The sequence below is a fragment of the Pseudomonas sp. DTU12.1 genome (assembly GCF_009873475.1).
GTDB classification, from domain to species: Bacteria; Pseudomonadota; Gammaproteobacteria; order Pseudomonadales; family Pseudomonadaceae; genus Aquipseudomonas; species Aquipseudomonas proteolytica.
The window spans coordinates 391,233-408,384 of sequence record NZ_CP045254.1; the positions used below are offsets into that span (position 1 = coordinate 391,233).

Annotated in this window: 14 protein-coding genes and 1 tRNA gene; 12 read left to right on the top strand and 3 right to left on the bottom strand. The window is 61.5% G+C overall.

Features of this window, described 5'->3' with window-relative positions:
• Positions 1 to 114 precede the first annotated feature (114 nt).
• The 3 genes from GDV60_RS01710 (at position 115) to GDV60_RS01720 (ending at position 3,073) form a co-directional block, all read left to right on the top strand.
• Positions 115 to 1,746, top strand: coding sequence for a VWA domain-containing protein (locus tag GDV60_RS01710; RefSeq protein ID WP_159906072.1), 1,632 nt, complete (start codon positions 115 to 117; stop codon positions 1,744 to 1,746).
• 155 nt (positions 1,747 to 1,901) lie between these two features.
• Positions 1,902 to 2,474, top strand: a complete 573-nt coding sequence (locus GDV60_RS01715; protein ID WP_070995863.1) for an RNA polymerase sigma factor — start codon at positions 1,902 to 1,904, stop codon at positions 2,472 to 2,474.
• The gene (locus GDV60_RS01720) at positions 2,471 to 3,073 is read left to right on the top strand and encodes a hypothetical protein (RefSeq protein ID WP_159906074.1); all 603 of its coding nucleotides are present in this window, start codon (positions 2,471 to 2,473) and stop codon (positions 3,071 to 3,073) included. The genes GDV60_RS01715 and GDV60_RS01720 overlap by 4 nt, the downstream gene beginning before the upstream one ends.
• A 54-nt stretch (positions 3,074 to 3,127) precedes the next feature.
• On the opposite strand, the gene GDV60_RS01725 is transcribed toward GDV60_RS01720, so the two are convergent.
• Positions 3,128 to 3,204 (bottom strand) — tRNA-Arg (locus GDV60_RS01725).
• A gap of 369 nt (positions 3,205 to 3,573) precedes the next feature.
• On the opposite strand from GDV60_RS01725, the gene gabD reads away from it, so the two are divergent.
• The 3 genes from gabD (at position 3,574) to GDV60_RS01740 (ending at position 7,827) form a co-directional block, all read left to right on the top strand.
• Positions 3,574 to 5,016 (top strand): NADP-dependent succinate-semialdehyde dehydrogenase, encoded by a 1,443-nt coding sequence (gene gabD, locus GDV60_RS01730; protein ID WP_029298877.1) that lies wholly within the window; start codon positions 3,574 to 3,576, stop codon positions 5,014 to 5,016.
• A gap of 180 nt (positions 5,017 to 5,196) precedes the next feature.
• Positions 5,197 to 6,477 (top strand): 4-aminobutyrate--2-oxoglutarate transaminase, encoded by a 1,281-nt coding sequence (gene gabT / locus GDV60_RS01735; protein WP_104911329.1) that lies wholly within the window; start codon positions 5,197 to 5,199, stop codon positions 6,475 to 6,477.
• A gap of 138 nt (positions 6,478 to 6,615) precedes the next feature.
• Positions 6,616 to 7,827, top strand: a complete 1,212-nt coding sequence (locus tag GDV60_RS01740) for an HDOD domain-containing protein (RefSeq protein ID WP_159906076.1) — start codon at positions 6,616 to 6,618, stop codon at positions 7,825 to 7,827.
• Between the two features lie 300 nt (positions 7,828 to 8,127).
• Here GDV60_RS01740 and GDV60_RS01745 read toward each other — a convergent pair whose 3' ends face one another.
• Both GDV60_RS01745 and desA read right to left on the bottom strand, forming a co-directional pair.
• Positions 8,128 to 9,135, bottom strand: coding sequence for a sensor domain-containing diguanylate cyclase (locus tag GDV60_RS01745; protein ID WP_159906078.1), 1,008 nt, complete (start codon positions 9,133 to 9,135; stop codon positions 8,128 to 8,130).
• 282 nt (positions 9,136 to 9,417) lie between these two features.
• Positions 9,418 to 10,599, bottom strand: a complete 1,182-nt coding sequence (gene desA / locus GDV60_RS01750; RefSeq protein ID WP_029298885.1) for a delta-9 fatty acid desaturase DesA — start codon at positions 10,597 to 10,599, stop codon at positions 9,418 to 9,420.
• Positions 10,600 to 10,764: 165 nt separating this feature from the next.
• Between desA and dibA the strand changes: the two genes are divergently transcribed.
• The 6 genes from dibA (at position 10,765) to GDV60_RS01780 (ending at position 17,081) form a co-directional block, all read left to right on the top strand.
• Entirely contained in the window at positions 10,765 to 12,675 is a 1,911-nt protein-coding gene (gene dibA / locus GDV60_RS01755; protein WP_029298887.1) for a phosphodiesterase DibA, read from the top strand.
• A 281-nt stretch (positions 12,676 to 12,956) separates the two neighbouring features.
• Positions 12,957 to 13,139 (top strand): sulfur starvation response protein OscA, encoded by a 183-nt coding sequence (gene oscA, locus GDV60_RS01760; protein WP_029299482.1) that lies wholly within the window; start codon positions 12,957 to 12,959, stop codon positions 13,137 to 13,139.
• A gap of 75 nt (positions 13,140 to 13,214) precedes the next feature.
• Complete coding sequence (locus tag GDV60_RS01765) at positions 13,215 to 14,225, top strand: sulfate ABC transporter substrate-binding protein (RefSeq protein ID WP_029299484.1); 1,011 nt, start codon at positions 13,215 to 13,217, stop codon at positions 14,223 to 14,225.
• A 167-nt stretch (positions 14,226 to 14,392) separates the two neighbouring features.
• Positions 14,393 to 15,211, top strand: a complete 819-nt coding sequence (gene cysT, locus GDV60_RS01770; RefSeq protein WP_029299485.1) for a sulfate ABC transporter permease subunit CysT — start codon at positions 14,393 to 14,395, stop codon at positions 15,209 to 15,211.
• 13 nt (positions 15,212 to 15,224) lie between these two features.
• Positions 15,225 to 16,097 carry a sulfate ABC transporter permease subunit CysW gene (gene cysW, locus GDV60_RS01775; protein ID WP_029299486.1) on the top strand — a complete coding sequence of 291 codons (873 nt, stop codon included), beginning with the start codon at positions 15,225 to 15,227 and terminating at the stop codon, positions 16,095 to 16,097.
• Positions 16,098 to 16,100: 3 nt separating this feature from the next.
• Complete coding sequence (locus GDV60_RS01780) at positions 16,101 to 17,081, top strand: sulfate/molybdate ABC transporter ATP-binding protein (protein WP_029299488.1); 981 nt, start codon at positions 16,101 to 16,103, stop codon at positions 17,079 to 17,081.
• Positions 17,082 to 17,152: the final 71 nt, after the last annotated feature.

The window sequence follows — 17,152 nt, forward strand, 5'->3', positions numbered from 1 at the left end:
CAGCCCAGCGGGGGACAAGCCCCCTCGCCACTGTGCTGAGCGGGAGTTAACCCGAACCGCCCATTTCTAACGTCTGACCTTGTGAACGCATCATTCACTCACGAGGTTCAACCCATGTCCCGTCCTCTTCTTTTCCTGCGCCCCGCTGCCCAGGGCTTTGCCGTGACCTTGCTGGTGGCACTTGCCGGGTGTGGGCTGTCATCCCGTGACGAAGCCAAGGCACCCGAAGCGGTTGCTGTCCCCGAGCTGCAAAGCGAGCCCGTCCAGGCTCAGGGCGCCATGCTCAAGCGAATGGCAATGCCGGCACCGATGGCCATGCATGACGCGGTGGCCATGGAATACCGCGCCGAGCCGCGTGAGCAGTATCAGCACCTGCCGGACAACCCGGTGCACAGCGTTGCCCAAACCCCGGTTTCTACCTTCAGCGTCGATGTCGACACGGGCAGCTACGCCAATGTCAGACGCTTCCTCAACCAAGGTCAACTGCCGCCTGAAGGCGCTGTACGACTTGAGGAAATGGTCAACTACTTCCCCTACGACTACGCACTGCCGACCGACGGCTCGCCGTTCGGCGTGACCACTGAAGTCGCGCCCGCCCCCTGGAATCCCAACACGCGCCTGCTGCGTATCGGCATCAAGGCATCCGAGCGTGCCGTGGCCGAACTGGCGCCGGCCAACCTGGTGTTCCTGGTGGATGTGTCCGGTTCCATGGACCGTCGCGAAGGCCTGCCGCTGGTTAAAAGCACCCTCAAGCTGCTGGTGGACCAACTGCGTGCTCAGGACCGCGTGTCTCTGGTGGTGTATGCCGGCGAATCGCGGGTAGTGCTCAAGCCTACGTCCGGGGGTGACAAGGCAAAAATCCGCAACGCCATCGACCAATTGACCGCCGGCGGCTCGACGGCGGGTGCATCGGGTATCGAACTGGCCTATCAGATGGCTCGCGAAGGGTTTATCGATAGGGGCATCAACCGGATCCTGCTGGCCACTGACGGTGACTTCAACGTCGGCATCAGCGACTTCGACAGCCTCAAGCAAATGGCCGTGGACCAGCGCAAAACCGGGGTGTCCCTGACCACCCTGGGGTTTGGCGTGGGCAACTACAACGAACACCTGATGGAACAACTGGCCGACGCGGGCGATGGCAACTACGCCTATATCGACAACCTGCGCGAAGCGCGCAAGGTGCTGGTGGAACAACTCAGCTCGACCCTGGCCGTGGTGGCGCGGGATGTAAAACTGCAGGTGGAATTCAACCCGGCCCAAGTCAGCGAATATCGCCTGCTGGGCTATGAAAACCGCGCCTTGAAGCGTGAGGATTTCAGCAACGACAAGGTGGACGCCGGCGAGATCGGTGCCGGGCATACCGTGACGGCGCTGTATGAAATCGTACCGAAGGGCGCCAAAGGCTGGTTGGAAGCGCTGCGCTATGCCCCGGCGCCGGCTGCCGAGGGTAACGCTGCAGAACTGGCGATGTTGCGGGTCCGCTACAAGCCGGCGGCGGGTGGCAGCAGTCGCTTGATCGAACACCCGATCAATAGCACCCAGCAGGCTGCCAGCAACGACCTGCGCTTCGCGGCAGCCGTGGCCGCCTTCGCCCAACAGCTCAAGGGCGATGGCCGCTACACTGGCACCATGAGCCTGAAAGACACCGCCACCCTGGCCCGCTCGGCCCGTGGCGATGATCCCTACGGGCTGCGCAATGAATTCGTACAACTGGTGGAACTGGCCCAAAGCCTCAAACACTGATCTTGCCCACAACAGAGATCCCCTGTGAGAGCTGGCTTGCCTGCGATAGCGGTGGGTCAGCGCCGAAAATAGCGCCTGACCCACCGCTATCGCGGGCAAGCCCGGCTCCCACAGCTAATTTGCATTGATCCATCGAAAGGAGTTCGCCACCTGATATGGCCGTACCAGACGATCCACCCAGCGACGAATCGCTGCTGGCCCGCTACCGCTCCGGCGATGCTGCTGCGTTCGAGACCCTGTACGCCCGGCATCGCCAGGGCCTTTACCGGTTCCTCGTGGGCCTTTGCAACAAGGCCGAACTGGCCGAGGAAATCTATCAGGACACTTGGCTCAGCCTGATCCGCAGCACTACCGAGCCACAAGGCCGGGCGAGTTTTCGTACCTGGTTGTTCCAGATTGCCCGCAACCGCCTGATCGATCATTGGCGCAAGCACGGCATCCACAACCCGCTGCACGACAGCTACGACGAACAGCTGCACGCCAAGCCCGACGACAGCGCCGGCCCCGAGCAACAACTGAGCCTGAGCCGCGACCAGGGCCGCCTGGAAGCAGCGTTGCAAGACCTGCCCGAAGACCAGCGCGAAGTGTTCATGCTGCGCCTGCATGGCGAGCTGGAACTGCCGCAAATCGCCGCCCTCACCGGCAGCCCACTGGAAACGGTAAAAAGCCGCTTGCGTTACGCCCAGCAGAAACTGCGTCGGCTGCTGGCCGAGGAGGTACCCGTATGACTGACTCCCGACACCCCCAGGATCCGACTGACGAAGGGCTGATCCAGCACTTTCGCCAACACAGCGCCAGCGAGCCACCCGCGTCCCTCGACGCCTTCATCCTCGCCGCCGCCCGCCGCGAAGCCCCCACGCCCGCGCCAAGCCTGTGGCAACGCTGGCTGCAAGCCTGCCAACGACCACGCTGGCAGATGGCCTTTGCCACCGTGGCCGGGGTCGCACTGTTGATTGGCGTAGTACTGCGCTCGCCAGTGCCCGAACTCAACCTGCCCGAGACCGCCCAGTACGCCGCCGCGCCGCCGCCACAGGCACTGTCCGCCCCAGCCGCCCCCGCGCCGATGGCTCGCCTGGCGCTAGCGCCACAGGCAGACAGCGCGCCCGTCCAGGCTGAGATGGCAAGTGCCATGGCTGACGAGCCCATGGCCAAAATGAGCAAGCAGATGGCCGCCAAACCGCAGTCCCTGGAGCAAGGGCTTGAGGAAATCGTGCGCCTGCGCCAGGCGGGCGAGAGCAGGGCGGCGGATGAAAAGCTGCTGGACTTGCACACGCGCTTTCCCGACGAAGACCTGCCGGCTCGGCTGGAAGCGTTGCAAAAACGCTGAACCAGCGCCCACAAAAAAGCCCCAGGTCGCAAGACCTGGGGCTTTTTGTTTGTATGGTGCACCCGGCGGGATTCGAACCCACGACCCCTGCCTTCGGAGGGCAGTACTCTATCCAGCTGAGCTACGGATGCTTGTGCGGGCGCCATCATACCCATGTCGACCTTGGGCGTCCATGCTGGTTTTTGGCCGTCTGCCGGTGGGATTCTGGAGTAGGGAGGCTCTGTACCGGGCGGTGTGCGTCGTTGGCGTTGAATCGGGCTGTCGTACGCTTGTCAGAATAATCCGGCTAATGCGCCGTTTTCGTTCTTTTTTTCGAACAGACTATTGCCCTGCCCCCCCATTGATCCTAGGATTCGTTTGAGATTTCAAACGCTCTGTCTCCCGTGCGCGATGTTTCAGCTTGCGCCCAGTGACTGATTTCCCTGACGGCAGCCTTCGAGGCGCCTTTCAACAACTCTAATTTGCCCCGCGCGCGCGCGGTGCTGTTAAGGAAAGCCGACATGCAGCTTAAAGACACCCAGTTGTTCCGCCAGCAAGCCTTTATTGATGGCGCTTGGGTCGATGCGGACAACGGTCAAACGATCAAGGTCAACAACCCCGCGACTGGCGAGATCCTGGGCACCGTGCCGAAGATGGGCGCCGCCGAAACCCGTCGTGCCATCGAAGCCGCCGACAAGGCCTTGCCGGCCTGGCGTGCACTGACCGCCAAGGACCGGGCGAATAAGCTGCGTCGCTGGTTCGAGCTGATCATCGAGAACCAGGATGACCTGGCGCGCCTGATGACCCTGGAGCAGGGCAAGCCGCTGGCCGAAGCCAAGGGCGAAATCGTCTACGCCGCTTCGTTCATCGAGTGGTTCGCCGAAGAGGCCAAGCGTGTCTACGGTGACGTGATCCCTGGCCATCAGCCGGACAAGCGCCTGATCGTGATCAAGCAGCCGATCGGCGTCACCGCCGCCATTACGCCGTGGAACTTCCCGGCCGCGATGATCACCCGTAAAGCCGGCCCGGCCCTGGCCGCCGGTTGCACCATGGTCCTCAAGCCAGCGTCGCAAACCCCGTTCTCGGCGTTCGCCCTGGCCGAATTGGCCCAGCGTGCCGGCATCCCCAACGGCGTGTTCAGCGTAGTTTCCGGCAGCGCCGGCGATATCGGCAGCGAGCTGACCAGCAACCCTATCGTGCGTAAATTGTCCTTCACCGGCTCGACCGAAATCGGTCGCCAGTTGATGGCCGAATGCGCCAAGGACATCAAGAAAGTTTCCCTGGAGCTGGGCGGCAACGCGCCGTTCATCGTGTTCGACGACGCTGACCTGGATAAGGCCGTCGAAGGCGCGATCATCTCCAAGTACCGCAACAACGGTCAGACCTGCGTATGCGCCAACCGCCTGTATATCCAGGACTCGGTGTATGACGCGTTCGCTGAAAAACTGAAAGCGGCCGTGGCTAAGTTGAAGATCGGCAACGGTCTGGAAGACGGCACCACCACTGGTCCCCTGATCGACGAAAAAGCCGTGGCCAAGGTCCAGGAACACATCGCCGATGCCTTGAGCAAAGGCGCGACGTTGCTGGCTGGCGGTAAGGTCATGGAAGGCAACTTCTTCGAGCCGACCATCCTCACCAACGTGCCGAAAAACGCCGCTGTGGCCAAGGAAGAAACCTTCGGCCCGCTGGCGCCGCTGTTCCGCTTCAAAGACGAAGCCGAAGTGATCGCCATGTCCAACGACACCGAGTTCGGCCTGGCGTCCTACTTCTATGCCCGCGACCTGGGCCGTGTGTTCCGTGTGGCCGAGGCCCTGGAATACGGTATGGTCGGCGTCAACACCGGGCTGATCTCCAACGAAGTGGCACCGTTCGGCGGGATCAAGGCTTCGGGCCTGGGCCGTGAAGGTTCCAAGTACGGGATCGAGGATTACCTGGAAATCAAATACCTCTGCCTGGGCATCTAACCGGCAAGGTATCGCTGCAAACGCAAAGGGCACGAGAGCGCTGTCCCTTTGCGTGTTTCACACTGTTATTCGAAGTGGCCGGGAAAGCTGTGGCAGTCGATCATCGCATGCTGGCGTAGTTGTCTCCCCGCCACGTAATCCTTGGACCGCGCCACCCGATGAGTGGCGAATGAGGAATTTATGAGCAACAAGACCAACGCTTCCTTGATGAAACGCCGCGAAGCCGCTGTACCGCGCGGTGTTGGCCAGATTCACCCGATCTTCGCCGAATCCGCGAAGAACGCCACGGTGACCGACGTAGAAGGTCGCGAGTTCATCGACTTCGCCGGCGGTATCGCTGTACTGAACACCGGTCACCTGCACCCGAAAATCATCGCGGCCGTGACCGAACAGCTGAACAAGCTGACCCACACCTGCTTCCAGGTCCTGGCCTATGAGCCTTACGTGGAGCTGTGCGAAAAAGTCAACGCCAAGGTCCCGGGTGATTTCGCCAAGAAAACCCTGCTGGTCACCACCGGTTCCGAAGCCGTTGAAAACGCTGTGAAAATCGCCCGTGCCGCGACTGGCCGTGCCGGCGTGATCGCCTTCACTGGCGCGTACCACGGCCGCACCATGATGACCCTGGGCCTGACCGGCAAGGTCGTGCCGTACTCCGCTGGCATGGGCCTGATGCCAGGCGGCATCTTCCGTGCGCTGTACCCGAACGAGTTGCACGGCGTGAGCATCGACGATTCCATCGCCAGCATCGAACGTATCTTCAAAAACGATGCCGAGCCGCGTGATATCGCTGCCATCATCATCGAGCCGGTGCAGGGCGAAGGCGGTTTCTACGTCGCGCCTAAAGCCTTCATGAAGCGCCTGCGCGAATTGTGCGACAAGCACGGCATCCTGCTGATCGCCGACGAAGTGCAAACCGGTGCCGGCCGTACCGGGACCTTCTTCGCCATGGAACAGATGGGTGTTGCTGCCGACCTGACCACCTTCGCCAAGTCCATTGCTGGCGGCTTCCCGCTGGCCGGTGTGTGCGGCAAGGCCGAATACATGGACGCCATCGCCCCAGGCGGCCTGGGCGGCACCTATGCCGGTAGCCCGATCGCTTGCGCCGCGGCCCTGGCGGTGATGGAGGTGTTCGAAGAAGAGCACCTGCTGGACCGCTGCAAGGCTGTTGGCGAGCGTCTGGTCACTGGCCTCAAGGCTATCCAGGCCAAGTACCCGGTGATCGGTGAAGTGCGTGCCCTGGGTGCGATGATCGCGGTCGAGCTGTTCGAGAATGGCGACAGCCACAAGCCGAACGCTGCGGCGGTAGCCTCCGTCGTGGCCAAGGCGCGTGACAAGGGCCTGATCCTGCTGTCGTGCGGCACCTACGGCAACGTGTTGCGCGTACTGGTCCCGCTGACCTCGCCGGACGAGCAGTTGGACAAAGGCTTGGCGATCATCGAAGAGTGCTTCTGCGAGTTGTAAGCGCAGGCTGACTCGATCGACAGGAAAAACCCGCTTCGGCGGGTTTTTTTGTGGGCTATGCGCCGATTCAGGCCTTGTTCATTGTACGCGGGCGCTTCCTTTGTCTAAGGTGCAAGGATTGCCGATGGAGCGTGCTGCATGACTGCTGTTGATTTACCTGCTGTACCCCGTGTGCTGATTGCCGAGACCGACCCCTGGTCGCGGGATCTGCTCAAGCAGGTGTTGTTGAATGTGCGCTGCGACGCGCGGCTGGATGTGTGCGCCGACGGGCAGCAAGCCGCCGAGTTGTTGCGAGACAAACCCTACGATTTGATCATTGCCGATTGGGAACTGCCGGGCGTTGATGGCCTGAGCCTGTTGCGCAGTGTGCGTCAGCGTCGGCGGGTGCCGGCCTTGCCGTTTATCCTGTTGAGCACGCGCAATGACGGCGCCAGCGTGCGCGAAGCGTTGCCGTTGGCGCCGACTGCTTACCTGACCAAACCCTTGAACATGGAAGGCCTTACGCAACGCCTGCAGGACCTGCTGCTCAATGAAGGCGAAACGGTGTATTGCGAGGTCCCGGCCCTGGCCGCGGGCATGACCTTGCCGGTGTTCCTGGAACGGCGCCGCGAGCTGTCGGACGGCGCGCCGTTGCGGGTTGACGTCAAGGCTGCCGTGCAACGCAGCCTGGCGCCGGAAGGCCTGGATCTCAAGCAACTGGAAGAGCAGGTAAAAACCGATCCACAGATCACCGCCGTGTTGATCGCCGCCGCCAATAGCGCCGGCCATCACGGCACGCCGGTGCAGACGCTGTCCATGGCCCTGCACAAGCTGGCAGCCGGGCAGAGCATGAACCTGATCCTTGGCCTGGCCCTCAAGCACAACGTGATCCTTGGCGATCCCGGCCTGATGGAGTACGCCGAACGCCATTGGCAACTGTCCCAGCAGACTGCGCAATACGCCCGCTCCTTGGCGCGCATGCTCGACCTTGACCACGAGCGCTGCTACAGCGCCGGTATCCTCCACCGCCTGGGCGACCTTGCGCTGCTGCGCAGCTTGCAGGAGTGGCGCCAGGGCGGCGGTGAACTGGACGATGAGTTGATTGGCGAGTCGTTATCCACCTTCGGTGCCGGCTACGGCTCGGCGCTGCGTACGCGCTGGCGCTTGCCCCTGGAACTGCGCCAACTGATCGCGGCGAGCTACTCCCTGGAAGGCGGGGTGTATTCCCGAGAGGCGCTGGTGATGAACATGGCGACGCAATTGGCAGGGCTGACCGAGCATGAAGGTGTCGAGGCGTTGGCCAAGGGCAAGACGGCGCGGTTGCTCAAGGTCGGGGTTTCGGAGCTGATGCGCATCCGCAAGCCTGTGTAGGGGCGGGCTTGCCCGCGATGGCGGCGGTCCAGAGACTGCACGGCTGGCAGACACACCGCCATCGCAGGCAAGCCAGCTCCCACATTTGTTTTGTGGTGCCTCCAAGCCACCCGCCTCACCGCCCCCCCCCATTGTGGGAGCGGGCTTGCCCGCGATGGCGGCGGGCCAGGCACTGCACGGCTGGCAAATACACCGCCATCGCAGGCAAGCCAGCTCCTACATTTGTTTTGTGGTGTCCCCAGGTTTGTTGTCTGGCCGAGATGCCGCGTGGGGGGCTTTATTTGGCCATCTTCGGCGACTTCAGCTGGCAATTACCCGGTTCTTGCCCTGGCGCTTGGCTTCATACATCGCCGCATCGGCGCGGGCGAAGAGGCTGTCCAGGGTTGCATCTTCGGCGGTGAGGCTGGCCAGGCCCTGGCTGACGGTCACGCTGTAGGGCTGGCCTTCATGGCTGAAACTCAGTTGCCGCACTTCCTGCCCCAAGCGTTCGGCGACTTGCATGGCCCTTTCCGGCGCGCATCCCGGCAGTACCGCAGCAAATTCTTCGCCACCAATGCGCCCGAACAGGTCGCCACGGCGCAGTACCCCGCGACCGCTCTCGGCGATACGCAGCAACACCTGATCGCCCTCCAGGTGGCCGTAGGTGTCGTTGATGTTCTTGAAGTTATCGATGTCCAGCAACAGGAAGGCCAGGGGCAGGCCTTGGGCGCAGGCGCGTTCGAATTCGTGGTGAGCGCATTCAAAGAAGTGCCGGCGGTTGCTGCTGCGGGTCAGCACGTCGGTGGTGGCCAGGCGCTGCAGTTCGAGTTCCAGGTGCTTCTTTTCGGTGATGTCTTCGGCGATGCCCACCACAATCAGCGGTTTTCCCGGGGCTGCCTGCTGGTTGGTAAAGCACTTGTCGCTGAGCCAGCGGATCTGCCCGCCCGCCGTGATGATGCGGTACTGGCGATCCTCGACCGCTCCCAACTCCAGTACCTGGGCCAGGCTTTGCTCGGCATATTGCTGGTCTTCGGGGTGGATGCTGTCACGCCAGCCACGGTGTTCGGCCAACAGCAGGCTGGCCGAGCGCCCGAAGATGCGCTCATAGGCAGGGCTCACGTACAGCACGCGCCGGGTTTCCCACTCGATGGCCCAGAGTACGGCGTTGACACTCACCAGCAGCGAACTCAACAGCTGTTCGCGCTCGCTCAGGCGCTCCACTTCGCCCTGGGCGTGCATCAATGCCAGCAAGGTGGCGGCAGGCGCTGGACGCGACGTATCCGTCGAGTCGGGTGTGGTGGGCGTTGGGGAGTCCGTTTCGTGGACCATCGGCACAATTCTCTCTGGACATGCCGCAGCATCGAACAGCAGTCAAAACAAGCCCGCCAGGATGGCGAAGTGTTGTTTGAGAGAGGGGAATTGCAGCTAAGTTCCGTTATCAGTCGCGATTGAGAGGGAATATTCGGCGACTGTGAAATGACGCCAAAAAACTGTGGGCGCCAACTGGAAACATACCCGGGCCTTGCAGGAGCTGGCTTGCCAGCGATGGCGGCCTTGAATCTGCTGCACAGTTCAAAGCCCTCATCGCCGGCAAGCCGGCTCCTGCAGAGGTCAGGCGGTGGGGCGCAGGGAGTAGGTTTTCAACTGGTGGGCAAAGTCGCGCAGGGACTGGATCCCGCTGGCCTCGGCCTCGTGCACCCATTCCTTGATTGCCGCGAGCATGTCATGCCCGTTGCTGCTGGTCTTGAGCCAGATCTGCTGTAGCGCCAGGCGCTTTTCGTAGATCACTTTCAAGGCCTGGCTGTGCTCCAGCATGCTCTGGATGCGCAGGTGGTGGCGCTCATCCAGCAGGCTGGTCTCGCGCGACAGCAGGCGCTTGGCGCGGTGGAACTGGTGGCGTACCGAGTGATCGACCTTTTCCAGTTCCTGCTTGACCAACGGCGCGATCACCAACTTGCGATACTGGGCCATGATCTGGAAGCGGTTGTTGAGGATCGCCATGGCGGTGTCCATGTCCAGGTGGCCCTTGCCTTCGACCCGGTGGGCAATCGGCGCGACCCGCTGAACCTTGGCCAGGCGCAGGAAGCTGAACACCTTGATCCAGGCCCAGCCCAGGTCGAATTCCCACTTTTTCACCGACAGCTTGGCGGAGTTGGGGTAGGTGTGATGGTTGTTATGCAGCTCTTCGCCACCGACGATGATGCCCCACGGCACCAGGTTGGTCGCCGCGTCGCGGCATTCGAAGTTGCGATAGCCGATCGCATGCCCCAGGCCGTTGATCACACCGGCGGCCCAGAAGGGGATCCACATCATCTGGATCGCCCAGATGGTGATGCCGATGGTGCCGAACAGCAGCACGTCGATGACGCCCATCAGGGCCACGCCCAGCAGCGGATAACGGGTGTAGAGTTTGCGCTCGATCCAGTCGTCCGGGCAGTTCTTGCCGTAGATGCGCAGGGTCTCGGGGTTTTCCGCCTCGGCGCGGTACAGCTCGGCCCCTTTGCGCAGGACCGTGGACAGGCCCTTGATCACCGGGCTATGGGGATCGTCGACGGTTTCGCATTTGGCGTGGTGTTTGCGGTGGATGGCGGTCCACTCGCGGGTGTTCTGCGCCGTGGTCAACCACAGCCAGAAGCGGAAGAAGTGTTTCAGGCCAGCATTGAGCTCCAGGGAGCGGTGGGCTGAATAGCGGTGTAGATAGACCGTGACACCGATGATGGTCACGTGGGTCATCAACAGAGTGACTGCCACCAGTTGCCAGGCTGACAAGTCAAGAAAACCGTTGTACCACATAGGCTGTATGGCCCTCAGATAAAGAAAAGAACAGCTCACGCATTATCACTAAGCGTACAGATAAAACCAGTCGCCCTTTTGAATAGGAGTGACGAGATGTTACTTATTCTATAATCCGCAGCCTTTGTAGGGCGATTCTGTTTTTTAGTAAGGATTACTAGTCATATGCTGCTTTCATACCGAGGTGCCCTACGTGCGGGGCTGGTGTACTTGCTGATTTCCGTCTTGTGGATACAGCTCAGTCAGCAGGTATTTATCAATTTCATCGATGAACCCAGGGAAATAGTCCACTGGCAGATGCTGCGCGGCTACCTGTGGGTGGTTCTCAGTGCCCTGTTTATCTTCTTGTTGTGCGCCCGCAGCGCCCGTACCCACCGTATCCAGCAACCGTTGAAAGAGAACCGCGAGCGCCTGCGCCAGGCGGCGGCAGTGTTCGATTGCACCCGCGAAGGGGTGCTGGTCACCGACGCCCGCGGGCGAATTGTGCACGTCAACCGCGCCTTTATCGAAATCACCGGTTACCAGGTGGATGACGTGATGGGTCGACAGCCGAGCCTGTTCAAGTCCGGTCGTCATTCGCCGGCTTTTTATGAGCAGATGTTTCGCACACTCAACCAAGACGGGGAATGGAGCGGCGAGATCTGGAACCGCCGTAAAAGCGGGGAAATTTACCCACAGTGGCAAACCATCCGCGTCATCCATGATGACCAGGGCCAGATCAGCCATTACGTTGCAGTGTTCTCCGACATCAGCGCGATCAAGCATTCCGAGCGCGAGCTGGCCCATCTGGCTCACCACGACCCGTTGACCGACCTGCCCAATCGCCTGCTGTTCACCGACCGCGCCGAGCAGGCGCTGGCCTCGGCGCAGATCCACAAGCGTGGCTGCGCGCTGCTGATGCTGGATCTGGACCATTTCAAAATCATCAACGACAGCCTTGGCCACAATGTAGGTGACCAGTTGCTCAAGGCCGTGGGCGAGCGCCTGCAAGGCCTGTTCGGCCCCGGCGTGACCCTCGCGCGCCTGGGCGGCGACGAATTCGCGGTGCTGGCGGAAAGTTGTCCACAGGTGGTCCAGGCTGCGGCCCTGGCCCAGCGGATTATTGACAGCATGAAGCTGCCGTTCGTGTTCGACGGTCACCAATTGTTTGTCAGCGTGAGTATTGGTATCAGCCTGTTCCCCAGCGACGCCTTGAGTGCCGAACAACTGCTGCGCAACGCTGACTCCGCTTTGTTCAAGGCCAAGAGTTCCGGGCGTGAAGGCTTTGCCTTGTACACCGAGGAACTGACCGCCCACGCGCAGAACCGGATCGAGGTCGGTAACGAACTGCGCCGAGCGCTGGATCAGCATGAACTTCGCGTCTATTACCAGCCGGTGCACGATCTGCAAACCAGCGCCCTGATTGGCGTCGAGGCCTTGGTGCGCTGGCAGCACCCGCAGCGTGGGCTGGTGCCGCCTGCGGAATTTATCCCGATCGCCGAACGCACCGGCTTGATTGCCGAGATCGATGCCTGGGTCATGGACCAGGCCTGTCGCCAGATGTGCCGATGGCTGGAGGAAGGCAAAACGCTGTCGTTCCTCGCGGTAAATGTTTCCAGCCGACTGTTTGCCCGCCACGAACTGTACGAGCAGGTCGCCAAGGTGCTGCACGACACCGGCTTGGACCCGGCGAAGCTGGAACTGGAAGTCACCGAAAGCGCGGTGATGGATGACCCGGAAGTGGCCCTGGAACAGCTGCACCGCCTGCGCGAGCTGGGCCTGAGCCTGGCCATCGATGATTTTGGTACCGGCTATTCGTCACTGCTGCGCCTCAAGCGCCTGCCGGTGCAGAAGTTGAAAATCGACCAGGGCTTCGTCGCCGGCCTGCCGTGGGATGAAGACGATGCGGCGATTGTGCGGGTGGTCATCGCCTTGGCGCAGAGCATGGGCATGCAAGTGCATGCCGAAGGCATCGAACAGATGGAACAGGCGCGGTTCCTGCTCAATCACCAGTGCGACCTCGGCCAGGGCTACTGGTTTGGGCGGCCGATGCTGGCGGCGGACATTGATTGGGCCAGGGCCCCCGCCATCCGCTGACCTCTATCTGGGGTTGAAATACAGTAAATGTGCGGGCTTGCTCGCGAACGCGGTGTGTCAGCCAGCACATTCGGTGACTGGCACACCGCATTCGCGAGCAAGCCCGCTCCCACATTTGGATCTGCACTCTGTGTAACGTCATGCCCTGCCTGAAAATTCTTTCTGGTTATATAAACATTCTTAAATAGTATTTTTAAGAATATCCGCGCTTATCTACTATCGCTCTCACGCCGCAAGCAGTGCCGCCACTGCCAGGCACTTCTCATTTCAGGAGCACGACCATGAGCGCATCTCTACGCAGCGTTGACGGCCAGGACGAAGCAGCCATTTTGCGCGAGATCCAAAGCGCATTGCGTGACCTGCGTTTCGGCGCAGTGGAAATCACCGTACACAACGCCCAAGTGGTGCAGATCGAACGCAAAGAGAAATTCCGCTTGCAGAGCCCGGGCAACAAACCGAGCTGAGGCAACACGGCGCTTCGATTGCGGGACCCGTACTTATAAGAAAAGCCAACACCCAAGAATTTCAGGAGCTTGTCTATGTCGTCGATTCGCCGTTATGCCCTGGCCGCCCTGGCCAGCGCCGTGTTTGCCGGTTCCGCAGTGGCCAAGGATTACGAGCTGCTCAACGTTTCCTACGATCCGACCCGTGAGCTGTACCAGGACTACAACGCCGAATTCACCAGCTTCTGGAAAAAGGCGCACCCTGGCGACAACGTGAAGATCCAACAGTCCCACGGTGGTTCGGGCAAGCAAGGCCGGGCGGTGATCGACGGCCTGCGCGCCGACGTGGTAACCCTGGCCCTGGCCGGCGACATCGACGAAATTGCCAAGCTGGGCAAGACCCTGCCGGAGAACTGGCAGACCCGCCTGCCTGAGGCCAGCACGCCTTACACCTCGACCATCGTGTTCCTGGTGCGCAAGGGCAACCCCAAAGGCATCAAGGACTGGGGCGACCTGATCAAGAATGACGTGTCGGTAATCACGCCGAACCCGAAAACCTCCGGCGGTGCTCGCTGGAACTTCCTCGCCGCCTGGGCGTATGGCCTCAAGGCCGGTGGCAGCGAAGCCAAGGCCCAGGAATACGTGAAAGAACTGTTCAAGCACGTGCCGATCCTCGACACCGGTGCGCGCGGTTCGACCATTACCTTCGTCAACAACGGTCAGGGTGACGTGTTGCTGGCCTGGGAAAACGAAGCGTTCCTGGCCCTCAAGGAAGATGGCGGTGCCGACAAGTTCGACATCATCGTGCCGTCCCTGTCGATCCTCGCCGAGCCACCCGTGGCCGTGGTCGACAAGAACGCCGAGAAAAAGGGCAACACCGAAATCGCCACGGCGTACCTCAACCACCTGTACAGCCCGGCTGGCCAGGAGATCGCGGCAAAGAACTTCTACCGCCCGCGTGACAAGGATGTGGCCGCCAAATACGCCCAGCAGTTCCCGAAACTGGACCTGGTGACTATCGACAAAGACTTCGGCGGCTGGAAAACTGCCCAACCGAAATTCTTCAATGACGGTGGCGTGTTCGACCAGATCTACACGGCCCAATAACCAACACGGCCTCCCTGTGGAATGCGGCTTATGTGGGAGCGGGCTTGCTCGCGAAAGCGGTGTGCCAGTCAACGCATTTAGTGACTGACACGCCGCTTTCGCGAGCAAGCCCGCTCCCACATAAACTCATTCTTGCAGTGGTATCTACCTGTTAACCAAGGACTTTTATGTCGCGTCGTATCTCCCCCGTCATACCCGGCTTCGGGCTGACGCTGGGTTACACCTTGGTGTACCTCAGCCTGATTGTGCTCATACCGCTGGCGGCGATGTTCGTCCACGCCGCCCAACTCACCTGGGATCAGTTCTGGGCCATCATCTCGGCGCCGCGCGTGTGGGCGGCGTTGAAGCTGAGCTTCAGTACGGCCCTGTACGCCGCGCTGATCAACGGCGTGATCGGTACGCTGCTGGCCTGGGTGCTGGTGCGCTACACCTTCCCCGGGCGCAAGATCATCGACGCGATGATCGACCTGCCGTTCGCCCTGCCCACCGCCGTGGCCGGTATTGCGCTGACCGCGCTGTACGCGCCGTCCGGCCTGGTTGGCCAGTTCGCCACCGACATGGGCTTCAAGATCGCCTACACCCCCCTGGGCATCACCCTGGCCCTGACCTTCGTCACCTTGCCCTTCGTGGTGCGTACCGTGCAGCCGGTCTTGGCCGATATCCCCCGGGAAATCGAAGAAGCCGCTGCCTGCCTCGGCGCCAAGCCCTTGCAAGTGTTCCGCTACATCCTCGTGCCGGCGCTGCTGCCGGCCTGGCTGACCGGGTTTGCCCTGGCGTTTGCCCGAGGCGTGGGTGAATACGGCTCGGTGATTTTCATCGCCGGCAACATGCCGATGAAAACCGAGATCCTGCCGTTGCTGATCATGGTCAAGCTCGACCAATACGACTACACCGGCGCTACCTCCATCGGCGTGCTGATGCTGGTGGTTTCCTTTGTCCTGCTGCTGCTGATCAACTTGTTGCAGCGGCGCATCGAACACCCATAAGGAGGCGCGGAACATGTCCCAATCGTCTATTTCCGCCGCGTCTTCGGCCAACGCTGCCCGCCGTGGCAGTGCGGTTTCGCGACGTATCCTGATCGGCCTTGGCTGGCTGATCTTCGCCCTGTTCTTGCTGTTGCCACTGTTTATCGTGGTGTCCCAGGGCCTCAAGCTCGGCCTCGGCGCATTCTTTGCCGCGATCTTCGAGCCCGATGCGCTGTCGGCCTTGAAGCTGACGGTGATTGCGGTGCTGATCTCGGTACCGCTCAACCTGGTATTCGGCGTCAGTGCGGCCTGGTGCGTGAGCAAGTACTCGTTCCGTGGCAAGAGCATGCTGGTGACCCTGATCGACCTGCCGTTCTCGGTCTCGCCGGTGATCGCAGGCCTGGTCTACGTGCTGATGTTCGGCGCCCAGGGCTTCTTCGGGCCGTGGTTGCAGGATCACGATATCCAGATCGTCTTTGCCTTGCCGGGCATCGTGCTGGCGACCATCTTCGTCACCGTGCCATTCGTGGCCCGCGAGTTGATCCCGCTGATGCAGGAGCAGGGCACCCAGGAAGAAGAAGCCGCGCGCCTGCTGGGCGCCAATGGCTGGCAGATGTTCTGGCATGTCACCGTGCCGAACATCAAGTGGGGCCTGATCTACGGCGTGGTGCTGTGTACTGCGCGGGCAATGGGTGAGTTTGGCGCGGTGTCGGTGGTGTCCGGCCACATTCGCGGCGTGACCAACACCTTGCCGCTGCACGTCGAGATTCTCTACAACGAATACAACCACGTCGCTGCGTTTGCGGTGGCGAGTCTGTTGCTGATCCTGGCGCTCTTCATCCTGCTGCTCAAGCAGTGGAGCGAGAACCGAATTAACCGCCTGCGCGCCGGTGCGGCTGAGGAATAAGTCATGTCGATCGAAGTCCGTAACGTCAGCAAGAACTTCAACGCCTTCAAGGCCCTGGACAGCATCAACCTGGATATCCAGAGTGGCGAGCTGGTGGCGTTGCTGGGCCCCTCCGGCTGCGGCAAGACCACCTTGCTGCGCATCATTGCCGGCCTGGAAACCCCGGACGCCGGCAGCATCGTGTTCCACGGCGAAGACGTGTCCGGCCATGATGTGCGTGATCGCAACGTCGGGTTTGTGTTCCAGCACTACGCGCTGTTCCGCCACATGACCGTATTCGACAACGTCGCATTCGGCCTGCGCATGAAACCCAAGAGCCAGCGCCCGAACGAAACCCAGATCGCGGCCAAGGTTCACGAGTTGCTGAACATGGTGCAACTGGACTGGTTGTCGGATCGCTACCCGGAACAACTCTCCGGCGGCCAGCGCCAGCGTATCGCCCTGGCCCGTGCCCTGGCGGTAGAACCCAAGGTGCTGCTGCTCGACGAACCCTTCGGCGCCCTGGATGCCAAGGTGCGCAAGGAGCTGCGTCGTTGGTTGGCGCGGCTGCACGAGGACATCAACCTGACCTCGGTGTTCGTGACCCACGACCAGGAAGAAGCCATGGAAGTCGCCGACCGGATCGTGGTGATGAACAAGGGCGTGATCGAGCAGATCGGCTCACCGGGCGACGTCTACGAAAACCCGGCCAGCGATTTCGTCTACCACTTCCTGGGCGACTCCAACCGCCTGCACCTGGGCGAAGACCAGCACGTACTGTTCCGCCCGCACGAGGTGTCGTTGTCACGCCATGAACTGGAAGACCACCACGCCGCGCAAGTGCGCGACATCCGCCCGCTGGGCGCCACCACGCGGATCACGCTGAAGGTCGAAGGCCAGAGCGAACTGATCGAAGCCGAAGTGGTGAAGGACCACGACAGCCTCACCGGTCTGGCGCGGGGCGCGACGTTGTTCTTCAAGCCCAAGGTCTGGCAAAAGGCTTAAAAAGATTGCAAAAAACCTGTGGGAGCGGGCTTGCTCGCGAAAGCGGTGGTTCAGTCACTGGATGTACCGAC